This window comes from Mumia sp. Pv4-285, assembly GCF_041320275.1.
Taxonomy (GTDB): Bacteria; Actinomycetota; Actinomycetes; order Propionibacteriales; family Nocardioidaceae; genus Mumia; species Mumia qirimensis.
On sequence record NZ_CP162023.1, the window covers coordinates 35,356 to 58,901 of the forward strand.

22 protein-coding genes and 1 tRNA gene are annotated in these 23,546 nt (G+C 70.4%); 8 read left to right on the top strand and 15 right to left on the bottom strand.

Going from position 1 to position 23,546, the window contains the following annotated elements:
• Positions 1-107 precede the first annotated feature (107 nt).
• Both AB3M34_RS00160 and AB3M34_RS00165 read left to right on the top strand, forming a co-directional pair.
• Positions 108-193 (top strand) — tRNA-Leu (locus AB3M34_RS00160).
• An 82-nt stretch (positions 194-275) separates the two neighbouring features.
• Positions 276-1,517, top strand: a complete 1,242-nt coding sequence (locus AB3M34_RS00165) for an FAD-binding protein (RefSeq protein WP_370617057.1) — start codon at positions 276-278, stop codon at positions 1,515-1,517.
• On the opposite strand, the gene AB3M34_RS00170 is transcribed toward AB3M34_RS00165, so the two are convergent.
• Positions 1,514-2,314 carry an SDR family oxidoreductase gene (locus tag AB3M34_RS00170; RefSeq protein WP_370617058.1) on the bottom strand — a complete coding sequence of 267 codons (801 nt, stop codon included), beginning with the start codon at positions 2,312-2,314 and terminating at the stop codon, positions 1,514-1,516. The genes AB3M34_RS00165 and AB3M34_RS00170 overlap by 4 nt on opposite strands.
• A gap of 190 nt (positions 2,315-2,504) precedes the next feature.
• Here AB3M34_RS00170 and AB3M34_RS00175 point away from each other — a divergent pair, with 190 nt between their 5' ends.
• Positions 2,505-3,062, top strand: a complete 558-nt coding sequence (locus AB3M34_RS00175; RefSeq protein WP_370617059.1) for a hypothetical protein — start codon at positions 2,505-2,507, stop codon at positions 3,060-3,062.
• A 108-nt stretch (positions 3,063-3,170) separates the two neighbouring features.
• On the opposite strand, the gene AB3M34_RS00180 is transcribed toward AB3M34_RS00175, so the two are convergent.
• From AB3M34_RS00180 to AB3M34_RS00190, 3 genes are read right to left on the bottom strand one after another with little or no spacing between them, the layout of a single operon-like run.
• The gene (locus tag AB3M34_RS00180) at positions 3,171-3,833 is read right to left on the bottom strand and encodes a hypothetical protein (protein WP_370617060.1); all 663 of its coding nucleotides are present in this window, start codon (positions 3,831-3,833) and stop codon (positions 3,171-3,173) included.
• Between the two features lie 58 nt (positions 3,834-3,891).
• The gene (arfB, locus tag AB3M34_RS00185) at positions 3,892-4,335 is read right to left on the bottom strand and encodes an alternative ribosome rescue aminoacyl-tRNA hydrolase ArfB (protein WP_370617061.1); all 444 of its coding nucleotides are present in this window, start codon (positions 4,333-4,335) and stop codon (positions 3,892-3,894) included.
• Positions 4,332-4,763, bottom strand: coding sequence for a CoA-binding protein (locus AB3M34_RS00190; protein ID WP_370617062.1), 432 nt, complete (start codon positions 4,761-4,763; stop codon positions 4,332-4,334). Before AB3M34_RS00190 ends, arfB begins: the two co-directional genes overlap by 4 nt.
• 67 nt (positions 4,764-4,830) lie before the next feature.
• Here AB3M34_RS00190 and AB3M34_RS00195 point away from each other — a divergent pair, with 67 nt between their 5' ends.
• A complete protein-coding gene (locus tag AB3M34_RS00195; protein WP_370617063.1) occupies positions 4,831-5,799 on the top strand; it encodes an HNH endonuclease family protein in 969 nt (322 codons plus the stop codon).
• Positions 5,800-5,828: 29 nt separating this feature from the next.
• Complete coding sequence (locus tag AB3M34_RS00200; RefSeq protein WP_370617064.1) at positions 5,829-6,203, top strand: DUF1330 domain-containing protein; 375 nt, start codon at positions 5,829-5,831, stop codon at positions 6,201-6,203.
• Between the two features lie 7 nt (positions 6,204-6,210).
• Here the strand turns inward: AB3M34_RS00200 and AB3M34_RS00205 are convergent, their stop codons facing one another.
• Positions 6,211-6,624, bottom strand: coding sequence for a VOC family protein (locus tag AB3M34_RS00205; RefSeq protein ID WP_370617065.1), 414 nt, complete (start codon positions 6,622-6,624; stop codon positions 6,211-6,213).
• Between the two features lie 28 nt (positions 6,625-6,652).
• Positions 6,653-7,306, bottom strand: coding sequence for a TetR/AcrR family transcriptional regulator C-terminal domain-containing protein (locus AB3M34_RS00210; protein WP_370617066.1), 654 nt, complete (start codon positions 7,304-7,306; stop codon positions 6,653-6,655).
• Between the two features lie 85 nt (positions 7,307-7,391).
• On the opposite strand from AB3M34_RS00210, the gene AB3M34_RS00215 reads away from it, so the two are divergent.
• Complete coding sequence (locus tag AB3M34_RS00215; RefSeq protein ID WP_370617067.1) at positions 7,392-8,363, top strand: NAD(P)-dependent alcohol dehydrogenase; 972 nt, start codon at positions 7,392-7,394, stop codon at positions 8,361-8,363.
• Positions 8,364-8,366: 3 nt separating this feature from the next.
• Here AB3M34_RS00215 and AB3M34_RS00220 read toward each other — a convergent pair whose 3' ends face one another.
• The 5 genes from AB3M34_RS00220 to AB3M34_RS00240 all read right to left on the bottom strand — a co-directional run bounded on the left by AB3M34_RS00220 (position 8,367) and on the right by AB3M34_RS00240 (position 13,605).
• Positions 8,367-9,530, bottom strand: a complete 1,164-nt coding sequence (locus AB3M34_RS00220; protein ID WP_370617068.1) for a serine hydrolase domain-containing protein — start codon at positions 9,528-9,530, stop codon at positions 8,367-8,369.
• A 94-nt stretch (positions 9,531-9,624) separates the two neighbouring features.
• Positions 9,625-10,434, bottom strand: a complete 810-nt coding sequence (locus AB3M34_RS00225) for an ABC transporter permease (RefSeq protein WP_370617069.1) — start codon at positions 10,432-10,434, stop codon at positions 9,625-9,627.
• On the bottom strand, positions 10,431-11,348 hold the full coding sequence (locus tag AB3M34_RS00230) for an ABC transporter ATP-binding protein (RefSeq protein WP_370617070.1): 918 nt from the start codon (positions 11,346-11,348) through the stop codon (positions 10,431-10,433). Before AB3M34_RS00230 ends, AB3M34_RS00225 begins: the two co-directional genes overlap by 4 nt.
• Positions 11,349-11,446: 98 nt before the next feature.
• Positions 11,447-11,965: an EXLDI protein gene (locus AB3M34_RS00235; RefSeq protein WP_370617071.1), complete on the bottom strand. Its 519-nt coding sequence runs from the start codon at positions 11,963-11,965 to the stop codon at positions 11,447-11,449.
• 146 nt (positions 11,966-12,111) lie between these two features.
• Positions 12,112-13,605: an FG-GAP repeat domain-containing protein gene (locus AB3M34_RS00240; protein WP_370617072.1), complete on the bottom strand. Its 1,494-nt coding sequence runs from the start codon at positions 13,603-13,605 to the stop codon at positions 12,112-12,114.
• Between the two features lie 177 nt (positions 13,606-13,782).
• Between AB3M34_RS00240 and AB3M34_RS00245 the strand changes: the two genes are divergently transcribed.
• Positions 13,783-14,997, top strand: coding sequence for a DUF4185 domain-containing protein (locus AB3M34_RS00245; protein WP_370617073.1), 1,215 nt, complete (start codon positions 13,783-13,785; stop codon positions 14,995-14,997).
• Between the two features lie 79 nt (positions 14,998-15,076).
• On the top strand, positions 15,077-15,640 hold the full coding sequence (locus AB3M34_RS00250; RefSeq protein ID WP_370617074.1) for an HdeD family acid-resistance protein: 564 nt from the start codon (positions 15,077-15,079) through the stop codon (positions 15,638-15,640).
• A gap of 96 nt (positions 15,641-15,736) precedes the next feature.
• On the opposite strand, the gene AB3M34_RS00255 is transcribed toward AB3M34_RS00250, so the two are convergent.
• The 4 genes from AB3M34_RS00255 to AB3M34_RS00270 all read right to left on the bottom strand — a co-directional run bounded on the left by AB3M34_RS00255 (position 15,737) and on the right by AB3M34_RS00270 (position 23,540).
• Entirely contained in the window at positions 15,737-17,008 is a 1,272-nt protein-coding gene (locus AB3M34_RS00255; RefSeq protein WP_370617075.1) for a cytochrome P450, read from the bottom strand.
• Positions 17,009-17,192: 184 nt separating this feature from the next.
• On the bottom strand, positions 17,193-19,976 hold the full coding sequence (locus tag AB3M34_RS00260) for an ExeM/NucH family extracellular endonuclease (protein ID WP_370617076.1): 2,784 nt from the start codon (positions 19,974-19,976) through the stop codon (positions 17,193-17,195).
• A 115-nt stretch (positions 19,977-20,091) separates the two neighbouring features.
• Positions 20,092-22,716 (bottom strand): 5'-nucleotidase C-terminal domain-containing protein, encoded by a 2,625-nt coding sequence (locus tag AB3M34_RS00265; RefSeq protein WP_370617077.1) that lies wholly within the window; start codon positions 22,714-22,716, stop codon positions 20,092-20,094.
• A 293-nt stretch (positions 22,717-23,009) separates the two neighbouring features.
• The gene (locus AB3M34_RS00270) at positions 23,010-23,540 is read right to left on the bottom strand and encodes a TetR/AcrR family transcriptional regulator (RefSeq protein WP_370617078.1); all 531 of its coding nucleotides are present in this window, start codon (positions 23,538-23,540) and stop codon (positions 23,010-23,012) included.
• Between the last annotated feature and the right edge of the window lie 6 nt (positions 23,541-23,546).

The following is a 23,546-nucleotide window of genomic DNA, read 5'->3' on the forward strand; positions in this document are numbered from 1 at the left end:
TGATCGTATCGGGCAGGTGTGTGCGACGGAGCGCTCGTACGCCGTGTGGGCACGGCGCACCCCCGGAATCCACCATTGGGGCCGACTGTTAGAGTTGCCTCGCACTCGCGCGAGTGGCGGAATGGCAGACGCGCTGGCTTCAGGTGCCAGTGTCCGTAAGGACGTGGGGGTTCAAGTCCCCCCTCGCGCACCACACCCGAAGGCCCCTGTCCTGCGACCAGCGGACGGGGGCCTTCTTCGTGCGTGCTCCGCCGTACCCGTGGGACCGTGGAGACGTGACGACGCCGGGACGCAACTGGGCAGAGACCCACACGTACGAGGCTGCTGCCCTGCATCGCCCGACGAGCATGGACGAGCTTCGGCGCACGGTGGCCGCCGCCGCGCGGATCCGTGCGCTCGGGACCCGGCACGCGTTCCACGACCTCGCGGACTCCCCCGGTGTCCTGGTCAGCCTCGACGCGATGCCGGCCGAGGTGGTCGTCGACCCCGAGGCGCGGACGGCGACCGTGGGAGCGGGGAGACGGTACGGCGACATCGCGCCCGTCCTGCACGATGCCGGGTGGGCGCTCGCGGCGATGGCGTCCCTCCCGCACATCTCGGTCGCGGGCGCGATCGCGACCGGCACGCACGGGTCGGGCGACCGGATCCCCACGCTGTCCGATGCCGTCGTGGCTCTCGAGCTCGTCGGTGCGGACGGCGACGTCGTGACGCTGCGCGAGGGCGACCCTGATTTCGCCGGTGCCGTGGTGAGCCTGGGCGCGCTCGGGATCGTGACCCGAGTGACTCTGCGCGTCGAGCCGGCGTACGAGGTCGGTCAGCTCGTCCGCAACGCGGTTCCCTGGGACTCGGTGCTCGGCGACCTCGACGCCGTGACGGCCTCCGCCGACAGCGTCAGCCTCTTCACGCGGTGGAGCACCGACGTGGTCGACCAGGTGTGGATGAAGACTCGCGGCGTGACTGCCACCTCGGTGGCGTGGGGCGTTGCGGCGACCTCCGACCAGCACCCGATCCTCGGCGTGGATCCGGCCCACGCGACGGCGCAGGGTGGAGTCGGCGGCCCGTGGTACGAGCGCCTGCCGCACTTCCGGATGGGGTTCACGCCGAGCGTCGGGGCGGAGATCCAGGCGGAGTACCTCCTGCCGCGCGACCACGCGGTGCCTGCGTTGGAGGCCTTGCGCGAGCTCGGTCCCCGGATCGACCCGCTGCTCCAGGTGACAGAGATCCGGACGATGCCCGGCGGCGACCTGTGGCTGAGCCCTTCGTACGGACGCGACACCGTCGCGGTCCACTTCACCCTCGTCCGCGACCCCGACGGCGTACGCCGGCTCCTGCCGGAGATCGAAGAGGCGCTCGCGCCGTTCGAGGCGCGGCCGCACTGGGGCAAGTGGTTCGGGATGGATGCCGACCGGATCGCGCAGCTCTATCCGCGGCTTCCCGACTTCGTCGAGCTCGCCGACCGCCTCGACCCCGACGGGTGCTTCCGCAACGCGTTCCTGGAGCGCACCGTCCTCGGCTAGAGCCCGACCTCCGCGAAGACGTCGCGGCCCTTGCCGCCCTTGGCGAACCGCAGCCCGATGTCGAGGCCGCTGACACGGCGCAGGCTCGCACCGTGCTTGGGGCTCGACAGGATCATGTCGACGATCGCCGGCGCAGCCTCGCTGACCGGGTCGGCGATGACGTTCATCGCCTTGCGGACCTTGGCGAACTCCTCGGGGCCGAGCTCGTGGGCCTCGCGGACCATGCCGTCGGTGACGACGACGCCGGGGCTGACCGAGGCGATCTTCACCGGCCCGTCCGCGGTCTCCCGGACGAGTGCTTCCGTGAAGGCGCGCAGGCCGCGCTTGGTCGATCCGTACACGGTCATGCCGGGGCGGATCTTGCCGTGCGAGCCACCGCCGAGGATGTTGACGAGCTGGCCGTGACCCTGAGCGGTCATGCCGCGTACGGCGACGCGGCTGCCGAGGATCGTGCCGACCATGTTGGAGGTCACCATCTCGACGATCCACTCGGGCCGGAGGTCGACGACCGGGTGGACCGTACGGGCGACGCCGGCGTTGTTGATCCACAGGTCGACGGCGCCGAGCTCGGCCGCGGCCTGGTCCCACAGCTGCTGCACCGACGCGGGGTCCGACACGTCGCAGGCCACGCCGAGGACCTGACCGGTGCCCTCCGTCTGCTCGATCCGCTTCGCGGCGTCGGCGACGGACTCCTCGCCGCGCCCGCTCACCACGACGTCGTAGCCGCGGCGCCGCAGCTCCACCGCCAAGCCGTAGCCGATCCCCTTGCTGCTGCCCGTGATCACCGCGGTCGTCATGCGCCGCACCCTACTCGGTCGGAACAGTGTTTCGCTAGAGGGAACAGCCGCGACGAAGGCAGCAGTGCGGGGAGATCAGACCGTGATGCAAACCCGCCCACCCTGGACACAGGGGGCCGTCAGACTTCCTCACCACTGGTACGAGCGGGCCGGTCGGGTCCGCCCGCTACCGCGAACCCAGGAGAAGCCCATGAAAGCACCAGCCCTGCTCGCCGTCGGCGCGGTCGTCGCGGCAGCCGTGCTCGTCGGAGGCACCGCAGCGGCAACCCAGTCGCTCCAGGCTGCCGGCGTGAAGGTCTGCGTCACCAAGAAGGGTGTCGTCGTCGGCGCGAGCACCAAAGGAAAGTGCCCGAAGAAGACCAAGAAGCGCTCGATCGCGACGCGAGGTCCGGTCGGGCCTCGGGGTGCCACGGGCGCGCGGGGTGCGACGGGCGCGGCGGGGAGCGCGACCGCGTACGGGCACGTGCTCGGAAGTGGGCCGAGCCTGGGGGCGGCGTCGCCCTCGGTCGCGGCCGTGCGTCGAGCCCCCGGCATGGCGGTCGGGAACTACTGCATCTCCTTCAAGACGCCGATCTCTCGCGCGCGGCTGAACTCGGCCGTGGTCTCGTCCACGTGGTTCAGTGTCGTCGCGACGCCGGCGACGACTCTCGGCGGCTTCTTCTGCAACGCCGACGAGCTCGGCGTGTTCACCCTGGTGCGGGACTCCGGCGCCGCGACCAACACCGACTTCACGTTCATCGTCCCCTGACTTGGTGGGACGCCCACGGTCTGTACGAGCGGGAGGCGTTCGCGGTCGTCGACGATCCCAGCCGGTGGATGGTGCGGCCCGGCTCGTGAGCCGGGCCGTCCGCGGGTCTCAGTCGACCCAGGTCGCGCCCTCCTGGAAGATGAGCTCGCCCTCCTCGACGCTGAGCGAGTCCTCGGGCCACTCGTCGGGGTCGCCGGGCAGCAGCCCTTCGTTGGCGACGGCGAGCGTCACCTGCGCCACCGGATCGACGCCAGAGGTGTCGGCGAGGCGGCTCCAGCCGCCCGGCCCGCTGCCGTGCGCGAGGGCGTAGAGGGCAGTGCCGAGGTCGGCGACCGGGCCCTCGATCTCGTCCGGAGCGGCACGCTGGGCGACGATGCCCGCGGCGAGGACCGCCTGGGGATCCGTGATCCGGTAGTCGGTGCGCTGGAGGATCGTCACGCCGGAGATCGCCTCGTCCGTGAGCGGCGCGGCGTCGGGATCGGGCTCGTGGGTGTGGTCGTGGCCGTCCTCGACGTCTTCCTCGATGATCGCGAACGGCGGGAAGGTGCCGCTGTAGTCGTACTGCGCCTCGTCGTACGCCTCGAGGGCTGCGGCGAGCGCGTCCTTGGCCGCGGTGATCGTGGCGACGTCGGCCTCGGACCCCGCAGCGGCGACCGCCACGGTGTGGGTGCGGAGGGCGGACGTCAGGGCCTCGGCGGCACGGACGAACGAGTCCTTCGCCTCGTCGGTCCAGCGGTCCGGGCCGGTGTTCTCAGGCTGCTCGTCGGTCATGGTGTGAGCGTATCCCCGCGGGTATCGACGCGCTCCACGCGTTCAGCCGGCGGAGGGGCTACTCGTCGCGGACCCGACCGCGACCGGCCTTCGTCTCGCCGCGACGGCGCTTCGCATCCATCCGACGACGTTGCGAGCCGCGGGTCGGCTTCGTCGCGACCCGCGGGCGAGGCGGTGGCGCGAGCGCGGTGCGCAGTCGCTCCGCGAGCCGCTCCCGGGCAGCGACCCGGTTTCGCAGCTGGGACCGGTGCTCGGAGGCGGTCACGCTGATCCGGGGACCGAGCGCGGCCACGACGCGGTCGCGCTGCTGAGGTGTCAGTGCCTGGGACGCGGCGACGTCGAAGACGATCTCCACGCGGCTGTCGGTCGTGTTCACCGACTGCCCGCCAGGGCCGGGTGAGCGCGAGAAGCGCTCGTCGATCTCGTCCTCGGGCACGACGAGGCCGCCGGGGTTGCCCGGGCCCGGGGGTACGAGGAGGGGTCCGGTCGCCGAAGGGCTCACGGCGCTCCGTTCCCGCGGTCGGTGCGTGACCACTCGATCATCGGGCAGGTGTCCATCACCATGGCCAGCCCTGCGGAGCGGGTGCGCTCGAAGGCGGCCTCGTCGATGACGCCGAGCTGGAACCACACGGCCTTGGCGCCGATCTCGACGGCCTGGTCGGCGAAGGGCCCGGCCGCATCCGAGCGCCGGAACACGTCCACGACGTCCACCGGGAAGGGGACGTCGGCCAGCGTCGCGTACCCCTGCTCCCCCAGGACCGTCGGGGCGTCGGGGTGGATCGGGACGATGCGTTTGCCACGCGCCTGGAGGGCCTCGGCGATCCGGTAGGCCGTACGCGACCGGTCGCCGGAGAGTCCGACGACGGCCCAGGTCTCGAGGTCGTCCAGCATCAGCGAGACCGCATCGGGATCATGCCACTCGGTGTCCATGATTCCGACGGTAGCGCTGCCGGGTGCAGGACGTCGCACCGTCCGAGCCGTCCTGTAGAACCGTCGGGTGCCCCTCCGTACGCGACGTCTCGTCCTGGCCGCCTCCGCCGCACTCCTTGCCGTGTCGGCGTGCGGCCCCGTCGACGGCGAGCAGACCGCGCAGGGAGCGCCCGCCTCCGCCGCGCCCGTCGCGCCCGCCGAGGTCGCCGATCAGGTCGGCAAGGCGCGCGCGATGCTCGACGGGCTCCAGGTCGCGGGACGCGCACCCAAGACCGGCTACGACCGGGCCGCCCGGTACGGCCAGGCGTGGGCCGACGTCACCCGCACCGGCTGCGGCACCCGTGACAACGTCCTCGGCCGCGACCTGCGCGACGTCGAGAGGCGCAACGCGTGCGTGGTCGTCGCCGGCAGCCTCGACGACCCCTACACCGGCACGACGATCGCCTTCCGCAAGGCCGAGGCGGCGGCCGTGCAGATCGACCACGTGGTCCCGCTGTCGCTGAGCTGGCAGCTCGGCGCGCAGCAGTGGCCGGTGGGCAAACGCGTCGCATTCGCGAACGACCCGCTCAACCTGCTCGCGGTCGACGGACCGACCAACTCCAGCAAGTCCGACTCGGGGCCCGATGCGTGGCTTCCGCCGAGCAAGCCGTACCGCTGCACCTACGCCATCCGCTTCACGCGGGTCGCGTCCGCGTACGCCATGCGGGTCACCGCACCGCTGAAGGCGGCGATCGCCCGCGTCCTCGACGGCTGCACCCGGGTCGTCGGCACGCCGGCCGACCTGGCGGCGCTGCCGCAGTCGACGTGGTCGTACGCGGCGGGTTTCGCGAAGGCGGCCGCGCCGGGCGGCTCGGACGGCGCGCCGGAGCCCACGAGCTGCCCTGCCGCGGAGCCGGTCAAGGGCAACGTCCCCGACGGCGTCGGCGATCGCATCTATCACCTGCCCGGCACCCGGTGGTACGCCCGGACCGTGCCGGAGGAGTGCTTCGCGTCCGCCGCCGCAGCCGAGGCGGCAGGGTTCCGCGCGCCTCGATGATGCGCCGCCTGCGTGCGATCATGCACCCCATGGCTGTCGATCCCCGCGGTGCCGACCTCAAGCGCTACCTCGCCGACGACCCGGGTGGCCCCGTGGTCATGCTGAACCTGCTCCGGTTCGCCGAGGACGGTCGCGACCTCTATGACAAGTACGCCGCCGCGCTCGAGGAGACGTTCTTGCCGAAGTACGGCGGGGAGGTGATCTTCGCGGCGGACGGGTCCACCACGCTCGTGGCCGAGGAGGGCCAGGGCGCATGGGATGCCGTGCTGCTCGTCCGGTACCCGTCGCGCGAGCACTTCAGCCGCATGGTCGCCGACCCGGACTACCAGCAGGTCACGCACTGGCGTACGCAGGCGCTGGACGAGGCCGTCCTCCAGGCCACCGTGTCCTGGTCGGCCGCCTGATCGCGGCTCAGCCGTCCTGCGCCGCGACCTCGCCGTCGCTGCGGAGGATGCAGAACTCGTTGCCCTCCGGATCGGCCAGCACGACCCAGCCCGTGCCGTCGGGGTTGCGGCGATCGTCGAGCGCGGTCGCACCGAGGGCGACCACCCGTTCGACCTCCTCGTCGCGTGACCGGTCCGTCGGCCGCAGGTCGAGATGGATGCGGTTCTTGATCGCCTTGTCCTCCGGCACCTCGATGAAGAGCACCGGGCCCGCCGCACCGGCGCTGCCGTCGGTCGGCGGGACGATCATGCACTCGTCGTGGCCGGGCTCGTTCGGGTCGCCCGGGACGTCGGTGTAGCCGGCGAGCACCTGCTTCCACCACTCCGACTGGGCGTACGCGTCGTGCGCGTCGATGGTCGTGTGCGAGATCCGTGATGCCATGGACCGACCGTACGACAGGGCGGGTGCGTCACGCCTCCGCGTTCCGGCGCTGCTCGAGGGCGTCCAGGATGAGGTCGAGCCCGTACGCGTACTCGTCGCCGAACGCGTACCCGGGCTTCATGACGTGCTCGACGGCGATCTCGGTGAGGTAGGGCAGGTCTTCGGGAGCGGCCCCTCCCAGGATGTCGGCCGCGAGCTCGCCGGCACCGTCCGGTTCGTCGAACGGCAGGCTGACCTCCTGCACGACCTGCCCGAAGAGCTGGGCGTCGAGCAGTGCGAAGGCGTGCGCTGCGAGGACGACGGAGAACCCGCCCTGCCGCAGGCACGCCAGCACCGCCTCGTGGTGGCGCAACGTCGCGGGGCCGGGCGCGGAGCGGGACTCGACGAACCCGACCGCCCACGGATGACGCAGCAGCACCTCGCGGGCGGAGGTGCACCGTCGTCGGATCTCCGGTCGCCAGTCTCCTCCCGCGGCGGGCAGGTCGATCTCCGCGAAGACCAGGTCGACCATGCCGTCGAGCAGCGCGTCCTTGTTGGCGACGTGGTGGTAGAGCGACATCGCCTCGACGCCCAGCTCGCGCGCCAGCGCACGCATCGTGAGGGACGCGGCGCCGGACTCGTCGGCGAGCGCGACCGCGGTGCGGAGCACGGCGTCGCGGGTCAGCGGCGGCCGCCGGGACATGGAACCTCCTGCAAAGGGCTTGCGCGGGCTTACAACGTAAGGCTAGCGTGGAAGCGTCCCCTTACAACGTAAGGTTGTGGTTCAGGTGAAGGCAGTCGTTCAAGACGAGTACGGCGACGCAGACGTCTTGGAGCTCCGCGACGTCCCCGACCCCGTGCCGGGCAGGGGCGAGGTCGTGCTCGATGTCCGCGCCTCCGGCCTCGACCGCGGTGCCTGGCACCTCATGACGGGTCGGCCTCTGGTCGGGCGGGTGGCGATGGGTGTCCGGCGACCGCGATGGCCGGCAGGCATCGAGGTCGCCGGCGTGGTGAGCGCGGTCGGTGAGGGTGTCACCCAGCACGCGGTCGGCGACGAGGTGCTCGGAGCAGGCACCGCCACGTACGCAGAACGGGCCCGCGCGAAGGCGAAGCATCTCGTCCCGAAGCCCGCCGAGCTCACGTTCGTCGAGGCTGCCGCGCTTCCGGTCTCCGCCGTGACGGCCCTCCAGGCGGTCCGCGACGTCGGCCGCGTGAAGGCCGGCGACCGCGTCCTCGTCATCGGCGCGTCCGGTGGTGTCGGGTCGTACGCCGTCCAGCTCGCGCGCGTCCTCGGCGCCGAGGTCGCCGGTGTGTGCCGGACCGACAAGGTCGACGGCGTGCGCGCGTTGGGCGCCGACCCCGTCCTCGACTACGTGCACGACGACCTCACGCGCGTCGACGGTCGGTTCGACGTCGTCCTCGACATCGGCGGGCTGCGCTCCATCTCGCGGCTGCGGCGGCTCCTCACACCGCAGGGGACGCTCGTCTTCACCGGTGGCGAGGGTGGCGGGCGGTGGCTCGGCGGCCTGGAGCGCCAGCTGATCGCGCTCGTCCGCTCGCCCTTCCTCCGTCAGCGGCTCGCGTCGTTCATCTCGGTCACCAAGGCCGACGACCTCGCGACGGTCGCCGATCTCGCGGCCCGGGGGGAGATCCGGCCGGTGATCGACAGCACGTACCCGCTCGACGCGATGCCCGACGCGATGCGGAAGCTCGTCAGGGGCGACGTCCTGGGCAAGGTCGTCGTCACGGTGTCCGAGTGAGCCTCACGCCCATGCGGCGCGCCAGAACGCCTCGAACACCCCGGTCGGCTGCGGCGAGGACCACATCTGGTTGGTGAGCAGCACCGCCACGACGTCCGCCGCGGGGTCGATCCACAGCGTGGAGCCCATGCCTCCGTCCCACCCGTACGACCCGGTGCCGCGTCCGTCGGGCTGGTCGCCGGTCTTCACCCCGAACCCGAGTCCCCAGTCGGAGAGGCCGTCCTCGTCGATCTGTCCCACGCGCGGTCTGGTCGCGTCTGCGAGGACCTCCTCCGAGAGGACCCGTGCTCCGTCCTCGGCGACGCCGCCCGAGCGGAGCATCCGCCCGAACGCGGCGAGGTCGGCGACGGTCGACACCAGGCCGTCGCCGCCGTTGGGGAAGGCGGGAGGACGGGACCACTGACCGTCGACGGGGTCGTACGCCGTGAGTGCCCCACCGTCCGGCGGCAGCCAGTGCGGGCCGAGGCGGCCGGCCTGCTCCGGTCGTACGCCGAACCCGGTGCTGGTCATCCCGAGCGGGTCGAGGACGCGTTCGGCGAGCACCTCGGGAAGCGGCGCGCCTGCCGCCCGCGCGATCAGCACACCGAGAACCTCGCAGCCCGTGTGGTAGAGCCAACGCTCTCCGGGCTGGTAGGACAACGGCACCGACCCGACCGCCCGCATCCACGTGTCCGGGTCGGGATTGGTCTGCGGCGCCGGCGGGCCGGCCTGCAGACCGAGGCCGGCGAGTGCTGAGAGCACAGGCCCCGGGAACGGTCCGTTGAAGTCCAGGCCAAGGCCGAGCCGGAGCTCGAGGACGTCGGCGACCGTGATGGCCCGGTCGGCCGGGACGGTGTTCTTGGACGGATCAGCGTCGAGCGGCCCGGCGGGGTCGCGCAGGACGCGGCGATCAGCGAGCTCGGGGAGCCAGCGTTCGACCGGGGCGTCGAGGGTCAGCGTGCCGTCGTCGAGAAGGGACAGGGCCGCCGCGGCGACGACCGGCTTCGTGACCGACGAGATCCGGAAGGGGGTGTCGGGTCGGACGGGCGTCGGGTCGTCGGGCCCGTACGACCCGTGGGCACCGACGGCGGTCTCGTCCCCGCGTACGACGAGCCAGGCAAGCCCCGGCGGCTCGGACCGTGCGGCGTAGGGGGCGACGGCTTCGGTGACACGGGCCTGCAGATCCATGGCTCTCCTCTTCTCGGACGTCGCAGGAACGACCGCGCCGGGCCGCCGAACTCATCGGCAACCCGGGCCCGGTCGTACGGTCACCTCGTACGAGTCAGCGGCGCACCGCGTCGCGACGGTAGAGCGCACGCGCCCACACGTACCCGCCGACTCCGATCACGACCGTCCACCCGATCGCGAGCGCCAGGGTGGTCCCGCCGACGTCCGTGCTCTCGACCAGTCCACGCACGGTCTCGATGATGGGGGTGAACGGCTGGTACTCGGCGAACCAGCGGATGCCGCTCGGCATGGTGTCGACCGGGACGAACCCGCTCCCGAAGAACGGCAGCAGCATGATCGGCAGGATGACGTTGCTCGCTCCCTCGACGGTCTTGCTGGACAGACCGAGCGCCACGCCGAGCCACGTGAGGGCGTACGCGAACACGACCAGCAGCCCGAACGCCGCGAGGACGCCGCCGACTCCCCCGTCGGCGCGGTAGCCGATGACGAAGGCGAACGCGAGGACCAGGACGAGCCCGAGCACGTTGAGGATCAGGCTGCCCAGCACGTGCCCCGTCAGCACCGACGACGGCGCGATCGCCATCGTCCGGAAGCGGGCGATGATGCCCTCGGTCATGTCGGACGCTACCGACACCGCAGTCATCATCGACCCGATGGCCACCGTCATGGCGAGGATCGCCGGCGTGATGTAGGTGATGTACGCCGCGCGTCCGCCGTCGCCGACGCCGGCTCCGAACGCTTCACCGAAGACGACGCCGAAGAGGACGAGGAACATCACCGGCTGCACGATCGTCCACGCGGACATGCCGGGGTAGCGCAGCGCGTGCAGGAGGTTGCGGCGGAGCATCGTGACGGAGTCGCGGACGACCTGCGGGCGGTTGGTGGGTGCGAGAGCGGTGGTCATCGTCCTGCCTCCTGGGGCTGCGGTGTGCCGGGCAACTCGTTGCCGGTCAGGGCGAGGAAGACGTCATCGAGGTCGGGGGTGTGGATCGTGAGATCGGCGACCTGCTCGCCCGAGGCGTCGAGGTCGTCGAGGATGGCGCGGAGCGTGCGGACGTCGCCGTCGTACGGAAGCCGCTGCGTCTCTCCGCCGGTGAGGGCGACGTCGACGTGGCCGAGCGGGACGAGCCGCTTGAGCTCGGCACTCGTGCCCTGGGCGATCAGCCTGCCGTGGTCGAGCACCGCGATCGTGTCGGCGAGCTGGTCGGCCTCCTCGAGGTACTGGGTGGTGAGGAAGATCGTCACGCCGTCGGCGACGAGCTCCCGGACGATGTCCCACACCGCCCGGCGGCTGCGCGGGTCGAGACCGGTCGTCGGCTCGTCGAGGAAGATCAGGCGTGGGTCTCCCATCAGCGTCATGGCGAGGTCCAGGCGGCGCTTCATCCCGCCGGAGAACGTCGCAGCGCGCTGCGTGGCGACGTCGGAGAGGTCGAACCGCGCGAGCAGGTCGGCTGCGCGTCGGCGGCCCTCCGCACGGTCGAGGTGGACCAGGTCCGCGATGAGGAGGAGGTTCTCCTCCGCGGTGAGGAGTCCGTCGACCGCCGAGAACTGCCCGGTGACGCCGATCAGTGCGCGGACGGAGTCGGGCGCGGTCGCGAGGTCGTGGCCGAGGACGCGAGCGTCACCGGCGTCCGAGGTGATGAGGGTCGACAGGATCTCGACGGCCGTGGTCTTGCCTGCGCCGTTCGGGCCCAGGAGTGCGAAGACCGTACCGGCGGCGACGGTGATGTCGATGCCGTCGAGGACGACCTTGTCGCCGTAGGACTTGCGGAGACCGGCTGCTTCGAGGGCGGGCGGTCGCGGATCGTGGGTGGTCATGGGTTCCTCGTCTCGAGAGATGGGGTGCGGCAGGAGGGCAGGCTCGCGCCCGCCGGGGTTCAGACGGCGTAGGTGGTGGCGGTCGCGAGGACCGTGGGTCAGACGTCGAGGTCTTCGACAGGCGGTGTGGCCACGGCGGAGCTCACGAGGGCGTACAGCTCGGCCGGGACGTGGGCCTCGAGCTCGGCGGGTGTGTCGTAGACGTCGAGGGAGGCGGTCGCGACACCCGTGCCCCACGTCTGGTCGCTCGCGAAGTGTCGGCGCCATCCGGTCGCCTTCCCGTCGGCGCCTGCGGTGGCGACGACCTCCGGTGAGCGCTCGGTGTGGACGACGAACTTGCCCGTACGGCCCTGGTAGACGCGGAAGCGTTCGTACCGGTCCTTCGTGGAACGGCCCCACTCGGCGAGCTGGACCGCGACGAACCGCTGGCGGTGGCCCTTGCCGACGCCGACCTTGACGGTGATCTCCGAGAAGCCTTCGAGCTTGCCCTCCTCGGTGTCGACGAACCGTCGGAGGGCTGTGGCGATCGCCTTGGAGAGGTTGCCTCCGACGAGCTCCTGAGCGCGTTGGTAGACCGGCAGGTCGCTGTCGGAGACGTAGATCGTCTTGTTCGGCATGCGCTCATCGTAGTCCGTTCTGCTATGCGTATCAATATACGTATAAGAAGGACTGTAGACCGCAGGTCGAGCCAGCGCAAGAGTGGGACAAGCCGAAGGGCGGACCGTCGATGATCGACGGCCCGCCCTCCGAGGGTCTGGAAGCGTTAGGGGGTGTGGCTCCAGATCCCGATCTTGTTGTTCTCGAAGCTCGAGAACACGATGTCGCTCGAGCCGTTGCGGTCGAGGTCGGCGATCTTGGCGCCACCGGCCTGACCCCAGCCCTCCGACTCCGGCAGCAACCGCTGCTGGAAGACGCCGGAGGCGGTCTGCTCGAACCAGTACAGACGGAAAGCACCGTCACCCGACACGGCGAGGTCGGTGTCGCCGTCACCGTCGATGTCGCCGAACCCGGTCTTGCCCGGCGCTGCCTGGCCCGGACGGGTGCTCCCGACGAACTCCGCTCCAGGATCGACGCCTGCGGCGAGCGGCGCGACGGTCCAGCGGGTGCGCGGGTCGGCACCCGGGGTCAGGAGGAAGACGTCCGGCTTGGCGCGAAGGACGGCCGGCGGCCCCGCGTTGTCGAGGTTGGTGTGGTTGACGCCGACCCAGCGGTCGACGCCGTCCCCGAAGAGGTCGTCCGCCTTGTGGATGCTGAACGACGGGCCCTGGCCGCGGCTGATCTCGTGCATCTGGAAGTCGGACGCCGAGAGGCCGTCGGTCGCGTCGCCCACACGCTCGAACCACACGAACGACGCTTCGCCGCTCGGGGGTCCGAGGACCACCGGGCTGACGCCGAAGTACTGCGCGGAGGCGATGTCGAGGTCGCCGTCACCGTCGACGTCGGCGACCACCGGGCTGCTGCCGCCTCGGTCCGCGAGCTTGATGGGCTCGGCGAAGCCGCCCTTGCCGTCACCCTTGAAGAACTGGAGCGCGACGACGTCGTCGGTCGTGCTCGACGGGACGAAGCCCTGCTCGCCGACCGTGACGATGTCCTTGCGGCCGTCGCCGTCGAAGTCCACGAACTGCAGGTCGTGGTACGCGAAAGGGCTGCCGGTCACGATGTCGTGCCGCTCCCAGTCGCGCAGCTCGGCGATGCACGCCTTGAGCGCCGCGAGCGTCTGCGAGGTCAGCGGGCACTTCGCGAGCGCGAGGATCTCGCGCACGCTGCGGGGGGTGTCGTGGTTCTCCCACCAGGTCAGCGATCCGCGGCTGAAGCCCATGCCGGTGTCCCAGAAGTAGCCGGCCGGCTGGATGATGTCGACGTCGCCGTCACGGTCCACGTCGGCGAGGGTCGGCTCGCTCGGGAAGATGATGCCGTCCGACGGCTCGACCACTGACGTCGTGGTCCAGGAGTCGACGCCGCCGTCGCGCCTCTTGCCGGCGTTCTCGTAGACGGTGACCGAGCCAGGCTCGGGGAAGGCCGCCGGACCCTGCATCGTGAGCTTGCCGTAGCTGGTGGAGACCAGCTCGGGTCGCGAGTCACCGACGAGGTCGCCGACGGAGGTGAAGGCCGGACCGACGACGTCCTCGGCGACGAGCGTCCGGGTGAAGGGCGAGGTGCCGTCGGTGGCGGCGGCGGGACTGCCCGCCATCGCAGCAGCCGCGACCGCGGCGGCGAAGGCCAACGCAGTAGTGGCCGTTCGGGTGGGGGTACGCATGACGTGCTCCTTGAAGTCCGTGTTCCGCCTCATGGAACGACGTTTCGAGAGGGTGGCGACAATATCGCACATCCCGGCGTACTCCGTCGAGACCCGTTGTCCGGCAGCGTCACGGACGTCACGCCGCGATCCCGTGTCCGGGGCACCGCCACGCTCTAACGTCGAAGGAGAGCGAGCATGGACGATCCCGAGCAGCACCGACCGGCGAGCACCCCGGGTCGACGGATCGGCACCGCGGTGCTGGTCGTCGTGTCCGCCCTCGTGGTCGTCGCCGCCCTCGTGGTCGCTGCCGTCCTCCTTCCCGGTGTCCTCCGGGGCGACGACGAGGACGCACCCTCGGCCGGCAGCGGGGCGTACGAGACGGCCTGCGTCGCGATCCCCGAGCTCCGGACGATCGACGACCTGCAGACGATCGTGGACACGGTGCGAGGTGGCCCCGAGCTCCAGGGCGGGGATGTCGGCGCCGACCTCGAGCTCCAGGACGGCCGGCGCATCTGGGTCGTCGGCGACACGCTGCGGTCCGACGACTTCGACGGGCAGCGGTTCGTACGCAACTCGATGCTGCTGATCTCACCGGGCTGCGCACGGACGGTGCTGCCCGAGGACAACGGTGCACTCATCCCAGACCGCGCCGACGGCGTCGGCTACTGGCCGATGTCGGTCGGGCGGGTGCAGCGCGGTGACACCGACGTCGTGGGCGTCGGCGTCCAGCGGGTCCGCAGCACCGGCGGCCCCAACACCTCCGAGTTCGAGAACCTCGGACCGGCGATCGCGGTGTTCCACGTGAAGCGGGGTGGGACCCCACAGCTCGTCGAGGTGAAGGATCTCGGACCCGACGACGCGAGCCGTACGCGCCCGACCTGGGGTGCCGCCGTCGCGGTGCACGACGACTGGGTCTACCTGTACGGCACCGCAAACCCGGAGACCGACGGCGTCTTCGGCTACTCGATGCGCGTGGCGCGCGTGCGCATCGACGACATCCGCGACCAGACCGCGTGGCGCTACTGGGACGGGAGCCGGTGGCGGCGCGACGCCGACACCGCCCAGGCGCTCATCTCCGCCCAGGGCGGCGTCTCGCAGACGTTGAGCGTGTTCGAGCAGGACGGCTCGTGGTACGCGGTGAGCAAGCAGGACGAGTTCCTCGGCCACAACCTCGTGATCTGGAAGGCGCCGTCCCCCACGGGACCGTTCACCGTGGCGTCGACCGCGGCGACGATCCCGTCGGACGCGGCGACGGGCCAGCTGCGCTACATGCCGCTGGCCCACCCGGGCATCCTTCCCGAGCGCGGCTCGGTCGTCGTCTCGTACAGCCGCAACAACACCGACGTGGGCAAGGTCGCTCGCAACCCGTTCCTCTACCGTCCGGCGTTCCTGCGCGTCCCGCTCCCCTGACGCGCGGCGTGTCCGCGCATCCCAGTCCTCCCAGCGGCTCTAGGGTGAAAAGCACTGCACGGCGAGCGAAGGGGAAGCCATGAGCGACCTGACAATGTCGGTGACATCCGCGGCGAGGACCGCATGGTGGATCATCGTCGTCCGTGGCGTCGTCGCCGTCGGGCTCGGCATCGTCGCTCTGGTCTGGCCAGGGCCGACCGCGAAGGTGATCATCGCGCTCTTCGGCGTGTGGGCGCTCGTCGACGGCATCATCGCGCTCGTCAGCATCTTCACCCACCGCGGACGCTCCTGGGGGTGGCTGCTCCTCGAGGGAGTCCTCGGTGTCACGGCGGGCATCATCGCGTTCCGTGCACCCGAGACGGTGGGGCTCGCGATCGTCATCGTGATCGCCTTCTGGTCGATCATGATCGGCGCCCTCGAGATCTCCGGTGCACTCCAGATCCGTGAGGTGCCCGGCAGCGGATGGGGCTGGCTCCTCACGGCCGGCATCGTCTCGATCCTCTTCGGCATCGTGCTCATCGCGTGGCCCGACATCGCCGCCAAGACCCTCATCGTCCTGATCGGCATCTACGCGATCCTGATCGGCCTCTTCTGGCTGGTCTCCGCCTTCATGATCCGCAAGGACCTCAAGCAGCTCGGCTAGCTGCCTGCAGACGCCAACGCCCCACGCTGCGACCAGGGCCGTGGGGCGTTGCGCTGCCGATGCCGACGTGGGAGCCGGGTCGCGAAGAGGGCGGCGTCAGCCGTACAGGCGGACAGGCATCTTCTCGACGCCGTAGACGATCGACCGCTGCCGGAACGCGAGCTCCCGCGGGTCGCATGCGAGCGTGATGTCGGGGAACCTGCGGAACAGGCGGGGGTACGCCGAGCGCAGCTCCATCCGGGCGAGCTCGGCCCCGACGCAGCGGTGGAAGCCGTAGCCGAACGCGACGTGGGAGACCGGCCAGTCGCGGTGCGGGTTGAAGCGCTCGAGGTCGGCGTCGGCCGTACGGTGGTCGCGGTTCGCACCCGACAGCGAGCAGACGACGACGTCCCCGGCGGTGATCCGCTTGCCGAAGAGGTCGTGGTCGACCTTCGCGAAGCGTGGGAACGCGATCTGGACGACGGTGAGATAGCGCAGCATCTCCTCGACCACGGGATCGGCGAAGGAGTCGTCGGCGATCAGGCGGTCGCGCGCGTCGGGATCGTTCATCAGGATCATCGCGCCGAGGGCGATCGTGCTCGCCGTCGTCTCGTGCCCGCCGGTGAACACGCCGTCGGCGAGACCGCCGAGGTCGTAGTCGGAGATGCCGTCGCCGACCTCCTCGATGATCTTGCCGATGAGGCCGTCGCCCGGGGCATCGCGTTGCGCCTTGGTGGCGTTCATCAGGAAGGTGCGCGACTCCGAGATCGCGCCGAAGCTGGCGGCGCCGCCCCCCGACACGTCGAATCGGGCGGAGCCGAGCGCGAAGAACTCCTCGCGCGACTCGTCCGGGAGGCCCAGCAGCTCGCAGATCACCAGGAACGGGACGGCGAACGCGAAGTCGGCCATGAGGTCGACCTCGGGGCCCTTCTGCTCCATGAGGTCGAGCTGGTGCTCGATGATCTCGTCGATCTTGGGGGTGAGGCGAGAGAGGCGGCGCATCGTGAACTCGGGTGTCAGGAGCTTGCGCAGCCGCGTGTGCTCGGGAGGATCGGTGAACCCGAGCCCGCCGATGTCGCCGTCGGCCGCCCCGACCTCTCCGACGAACGGGCGGATGTCGTTGCTGTACGAGGTGCGGTCGGCGAGCACCGCCTGGGCTTCGGCGTAGCCGCTGACCAGCCAGATGTTCATCCCGAACAGGCCGGCGAGACGCTTGACCGGCGCCTCGGCACGGACCCGGCCGAGCTGCGGGACGGGATCGACTCCGACACGACGCAGCGGCATCAGCCATCGGTTCGGGACGAAGGTGAGCTTCGAGAGATCGATGCCGTCCTTCTGCGACCGCAGCAAGGTCCGCTGGGCGACCCGCGTCAGCAGGTCCGTCGTCATCTTGCGCATAGTCCGACAAGACTAACGTTCAGCCAGGTCCCGGTAAGCGGTCGGAGACCGATTTCAGGGATGTCCCTGACCACCCTCAGGCGTACGACCGGTGGTGCAGGAGCGCGGTAGGCCCGAGCCACGGGGTGGCTCGGACCTACCGCGCTGTCGACCTTCCTTGTCTCGCGGGGTCCCGTCAGAACCCGAGCACGCGGGCCGTCACCGTCGTCTCCGAAGGCGCGTGGGTCGCGTCACCGGAGTAGCGGACGGTCAGGGTGTGCTTGCCCGGCGGCAGCGCCTTCGCGGGCACTGCGGCGATGGCGACACCGAGAACGAGCCTCTGGGTCGTCAGCACGGTGGTGCCCTTGAGGACCTGGATCGTGCCGGTCGCCCTCGGCTTCACCTGAGCCGCCACGATCGGACCGAACAACGGGGCGATGCCCGGCGTGGCGACCGCGCTCACGGTCGTCGGCGTGAGCTGCTCCTCGAGCGCGATGCCGACGAGCGCCGGATCGTGGTCGCTGGAGCGGAACGCGCTCTCGTCGTAGAACAGCGTCGCGTTGTTGTTGTAGCGGCTGTACTCGTACGCGATCGGCTCCATGGCGTTGATCGACCAGACCCCCATGCCCGTGATGTCCGGGGCAGCGGCCGGCGACGCGAACACGTGGTCGAGAGACCCGATCTCGCCGTCGAACTGGTAGGTCTCCGCCGTCTCGTACGTCTCCTCGAGGTCGACGTAGCCCGCGTTGCGCAGGACCGTGATCGGGTCCTCCTTCGAGTACGCGTTGAGGTCACCGGTGAGGTAGACCTTGTCGGTCCCCGCGGCGGCCTTCACCGAGTCGGCGAACGCGACCAGGGCGTTGGCCTGCGCGACCCGCTCGACGTTGCCCGCCCCCTGGTCGGGATCGGGAGTGCCGGAACGCTTCGACTTGAAGTGGTTCACGATCGCGACGAACCGGTCGTCCTCGGTGCCGGCGACCGGCTGGAAGGCCTGGGCGAGCGGCTCGCGAGCATCCGCGAACGCCGGGTCGCCGACGAGGACCGTCGACGTGCCGACCGTTGCGAGCACCGCCGGCTTGTAGATGAACGCCGTACGGATGAGGTCCTGCTCCGCGACCGGCGGCAGCGCCGACGGGTCGGGTGACGGGACGTACGCCCAGGTGCCCGCACCGGCCGCCTCGTTGAGCGCGTCGGTGAGCGAGGCGAGCGCCGCGTCGCGGTCCTTGCCGAACTGCACGGAGTTCTCGATCTCCTCCAGCGACACCACGTCGGCGTCGAGGGCGTTGATCGCGGCGACGATCTTCTTCTCCTGGCGTTCGAGCTGCACGGCGCTGGCAGCTCCGCGCGGACCCGCCTGGCCGACGCACTCGTCGACGGTCGTCGGGACGCCGGCGCGGTCGACGAAGTACTCGCACGAGATGCCCGTGGTCGCCTCGTACTCCTCGCCGGTGGTGACGAAGTAGTTGAGGACGTTGAACGCGGCGAGGGTGAAGTCGCCGCCGACCTGCGGGGGCGACTGCGGCCGCTCGGCACCCGTGAAGGTCGCCGGAAGCACGCCGTTGGCGTCGGCCGCGGTCAGCTGCGCGAGAGGCTGCAGCTTCCACGTGCTGTTGCGGTAGTCGAGGACGACGTCCTTGGTGAACGTCGCCGACGCACCCACGCGGATGGTGGTGTCCGCGTCGATCCACGGCTGCGGCGTGTCCTTGCCCGCACCGGTGTAGTTCGTGGAGGAGCCGTCGTCGAGCGTGATCCGCTTGGTCGCGTTCTCGGCGTCCACCGCCTGCGAAGCGGCACCGGGAGCGGCGATCTCGGTCGGGACGTACAGCGGGGAGTCACCCGCTGCGAGACCGATCTCGGCGAACGTGTTGGTCGTGTAGTTGTTCGTCACGGTGAAGGGACCCTTCGGGGTGACCAGCATGCCCTCGAGGGCCTCGCGGGCCGCGTCGCCGAGCGGAAGCGCGAGCTCGGTCGGCTTGACCGCCTCGGCCGGCTCGTCGAGCACCACCACGTCGGCAGCCGCCGGAGTGATCTGTGTCATGCCTCCGAACTCGCTGACCCCGCCCGTCACCTTCACGTGGTCGCCGACCGCGACCTTCGCCACCGCTGCGCTGCCGAAGACGAAGATGCCGTCGGACTTGCCGGCAGTCGCGTCGGTGGCTCCGCCGCTGCCTGCCGTCTGCAGGTAGAAGCCGTTGAAGCCGCCCGTCGGGTACGCCGCGGTGACGACGCCCTGCGTGATCACGGTGTCGCCCTGGAGGTCGCTCGTGGCACCGGCGCCCTGGATGTCAGCGATCGCGTACTCCTCGACCGGGTTCGGTACCGGGACGCAGTCCTCGCCGCAGGCAGTCGGCGACGGAGCCGCTGAGGTGAAGTCGGCGCTGTTGTTGTCGGTGTCGATCCCGTCGGTCCGGTTGACCGACGCCGTTACCGAGTAGCCGCTCGCGACGGGGGCGGTCTCGGACGTGTTGGACACGCCGTAGCCGAGGAGGTCGACGACGTTCGGGTTGGCGACGACGGTCGCGCCGTCACCCGAGAGCGTGTCAGCGGTCTTCGTCAGGGCGAGGGTGCCGCCGTTCGCGTTGCCCGAGAAGGCGATCGTCGAGGGGGCGTCCGGCGTCGGCAGCGCGGCCCCGTTGGTCGAGTTAGCGTTGCCGCTCACGAGGTAGTGCGCACCCGCCGGGATCGTGCCGGTCAGCGCGATCTTGCCGGTGAACGCCGTGGTCGAGCTGTACGAGCGGTACTGGACCGTCCAACCGTCCACCTCGATCGGCGCGTCGGTGGGGTTGTAGAGCTCGACGAACTTGTTGAGGTACGTGGCGCCGGCGCTGCCGCCGTTGAGATAGGCCTCGTTGATGACGAGATGGTCTGCGGGCGCGGCGCTGGCAGGCGCTGCAGCGACCGCCGCCAGCGTGCCGGCAGCGAGCGCACCCGCAGCCAGCAGCGACGTCGCGCGGAAGGCGCGTGGGATGGGTGAAGACACCTTGATCCTCCTGGATCCGTGCTGTCAGGACTGTGCTGTTTCGACCGTGCTGTTCCAGAGATGAGAACGGCCCGGGCACACGTGGTTCGCGTGTGTGCCCGGGCCGTCGGTGGTGCTAGCCGCGCTTCTTGACGGTGATGGTCAGCCTGTCGAAGCTGGCCCTCACGGTGGAGGAACCCCCGTAGGTGATGCGGAGCTTCTTCTTGCCCTTGCTCGAGAACTTCTTGAGCGTGACGGTGGCCTTGCCGTTGCGGACGGTGGCCGTGCCGACCTTCTTGCCCTTGTAGGTGACGGTGGCCTTGCCGTTGGCGGGCACTCCGGCCGGAGCGAGGACGGCGACGGTGATCTTTGCCTTCGTCTTCTTGGCCCGGATCGTCTTGGTCTTCTTCTTGGCCTTCGTCGCGGAGACCGCCTTGGTGACGGAGAGCCTGACCGTGGTGCTCGACGCGTTCGTCGCGCCGTCACCCGAGTAGGCGACGGTCAACGTGTGCGTGCCGGGCAGCAGAGCCTTCTTCTTGATCGGGATGGTGACCTTGCCGTTCTTCACCGTGCCGGTGCCCAGGACCTTGGTGCCGAGCTTGACCGTGACGGTGCCGGTCGCGGTGGCGGGGGTGACGGTCGCCTGGACGGCGCCGCCGTTGCCGTACGCGTTGCCGCGGACGACCGCCTTGACCGAGGAGGAGCCCTTCACCACGGTGACCGGGATCCGTGCGGTCGTCCCCGTCGGCTGCGCCGTCACGACCAGGTCGTACGTCCCCGCGCTCGCCGGGGCGGTGAACGTCACGGTCGCGGACCCGTTGGTGACGGGGAAGGTGCCGAGCGAGGTCCCGTTCAGCGTGGCCGAGACCGTCGTGTTCTGCGGGCTGTCGAGCGAGGTGAGGTCGAGCTTCGGGAGCGTGACGCTGGCGGAGGCGCCAGGCAGGAGCCCGGTCGGCGCCGCTGCATCGAGCTTGACCGAGCGCCGCTCGAACACCGGGCTGACCGGCGAGCCCTCCTCGAGGTACGCGATCCATGCCTCGCGGTCGACCAGGCCCGAGTCCTTCGGAGCCTCACCCTCGGTGAAGATGCGGAAGTTGTCGCCGCCGGTCGCGAGGAAGCTGAACGTGCCGATGCGGTAGCTCTTGGCCAGGTCGATCGGCACGCCGTCGATGGTCACCGAGTCGATGACGCCCTTCTTGGCGCCGGCGATGGCCGGGTCGTCGATCTCGTGGAACGTGTATTCGACGTTGTCGGACAGGCCGAGCTGGAGGTAGGAGCGCGACGGCACCGTCCCGTCGGCGTTGCGCTGCCACTGCTGCTCGAGCATCGTCACGAACTGTTCGCCGGTGAGCGTGACGGACCAGAGGTTGTTGACGAACGGGAGCACGGCGTTCGCCTGCGCGTACGTCACCACGCCGTCGGCGTCGGTCGGGATCGCCGGGTCCGGGGCGTACATGAGGTCCGAACGCAGACCGCCCGGGTTGACGACACCGATCTCGGCGTTGCCACCCTGCTCGTCGTCGAGGCTGTCGCGGAGCGAGTTGGCGACGAGGTTGCCCAGGGTCGACTCCGAGGCGCGGTCGTCGCGGACGCCGGTCGCGGTCGGCGTCGGGTGGGTGTAGACGCCGTTCTCGTAGGTCCCGCCGGTCAGGGCGGTCGTGATGTCGTTGCTGATCTCAGCGACGGGCGTGTTGCCGACGGCCGCCGAGTTGGCGAGCGCCGCGTCGACGATCGTCTTGACCGCGGCGACCCGCGGGTAGGTCGACACGAGGGTCGCGTCGTCGGTGGTGGTGCGGGCGACCACCGAGCGGGTGTAGGTCGTCACGTCGTCGGTCGCGGTGTCGTACGTGATCTCGACCTTCGCGACGCCCTCGCCGTAGTTGCCGGACTGGACGAGCGGACGCGTGCCGCTGCCGCCGGGGATCGGCGCGTCGTACGCGTAGCGCTGGTGGGTGTGGCCGGTGAAGATCGCGTCCACCGACGCCACCGTGTCGTTGACCATGTGCGCGAAGACGGGGCTCGCGGCGACCTGCTGCGGAAGGGTCGCGGCAGGCTCGGACAACGGAGCGCCCTCGTGATAGCTGGCAATGACCAGGTCGGCCTCGCCGTTGGCGTCGTCGCCGTCCTTGAGCTCGCCTGCGACGCGGTTCACGGCCGCGACCGGATCACCGAACTCCAGGTCGGCGATGCCCGCCGGGCTGACCAGAGACGCGGTCTCCTCGGTCACGACGCCGATGATCGCGACGTCGACGCCGGCCACCGTGTACTCGGCGAACTCGGGGAGCGCCGGCGTCTCGGTGCCCTTCTCGTACACGTTGGCGCCGAGGAACACCGGCGTGCCGAACCGGTTGTCGCCCATCCGCGGGATCACGCGGCCGGTGAGGTCCTCGAAGCCCTGGTCGAACTCGTGGTTGCCGACGGCCGAGTTGTCGAGCTGCAGCGCCTTGAGGACGTCGATCGTCGGGTTGTCCTGGTCGACGGCCGAGGCGAACAGCGAGGCGCCGATGTTGTCGCCTGCCGCGACGAACACCGTGTTGTCCTCGCCGCCGGCGGCGCGGAGTTGCTCGACGGTGCCGGCGAACTTCACCGTGTTGGAGTCGATCCGACCGTGGAAGTCGTTGATGCCCAAGAAGGTCAGCGTGACCTCGTCCTCCGGTGCGGCGTACGCGGCGGGGACGGCGGCGAGGGGGGCCGCGACGAGCGCGGCGGTGGCGGCGAAGAGGGTTGATCGCCGGAGAAGAGTACGGTGGCTCGGTCGCATCAGGGGACTCCTCGAAATGACGTGGATGCGCTGACCCTAGCGACTTGCGGTAACGATCGCTCCCACAACGTGTGACGGTTTGGCCACCATCAGATGGCAACTATTGCGGATTGAGGCAGCGTGACAGGAGGACCTGTGGGCGGCGACCACGACCTCCTGCCCGCTCGGGGTCAAGGGTTCGCGCTTCCGCGACGTCGCACTCCCCCGTCTCCTCCCCGATTTGTGCACTTGGTCAAGGTTCTGCGCCACAAGGACCTTGATCAACTGCACAAATCGGGGACGGGGCCTCAGCGTCAGAGGGCGTCGAGGCGGCCGAGCACGTCGCGGACGTGGTCGAGCGAACGCTTGTGCGCGAGTCCGGTGGTGTCGTCGAAGTACAGCCCGTCCCCGATCAGCTGCACCGTACGGGCGAGTGCGTTGTCGCCGTAGTGCTCGGCGAGCACCTCGAACCATCCGTTGCGCAGCTCCGCCAGCGTCTCGCGTGCACGGACGTCGTCCTGCGCGACCCGCGACGCCGCGATGAGTCCGCGGTCGAACGCCGAGCCGGTGTCGACCGAAGTCTCGAGGTAGTAACGGACCGGCCCCTGGGACGCCTGCTTCATCTTCACGACGTCGGCACGCCCCTGCTCGCGGAGCCGGTCGAGCATCGCGTCGACCATCGCGTCCTTGCTCGGGAAGTGGTAGAGCAGACCGCCCTTCGACACCTCGGCCCGCGCGGCGACGGCGTCGAGCGTCGCGATCTTGCCGCCGCCCTCGACGAGGAGCGTCTCGAACGCGTCGAGGATACGGTCGCGGGTGGAGGCGCCGTCGGTACGGGCGGGCATGCGAGC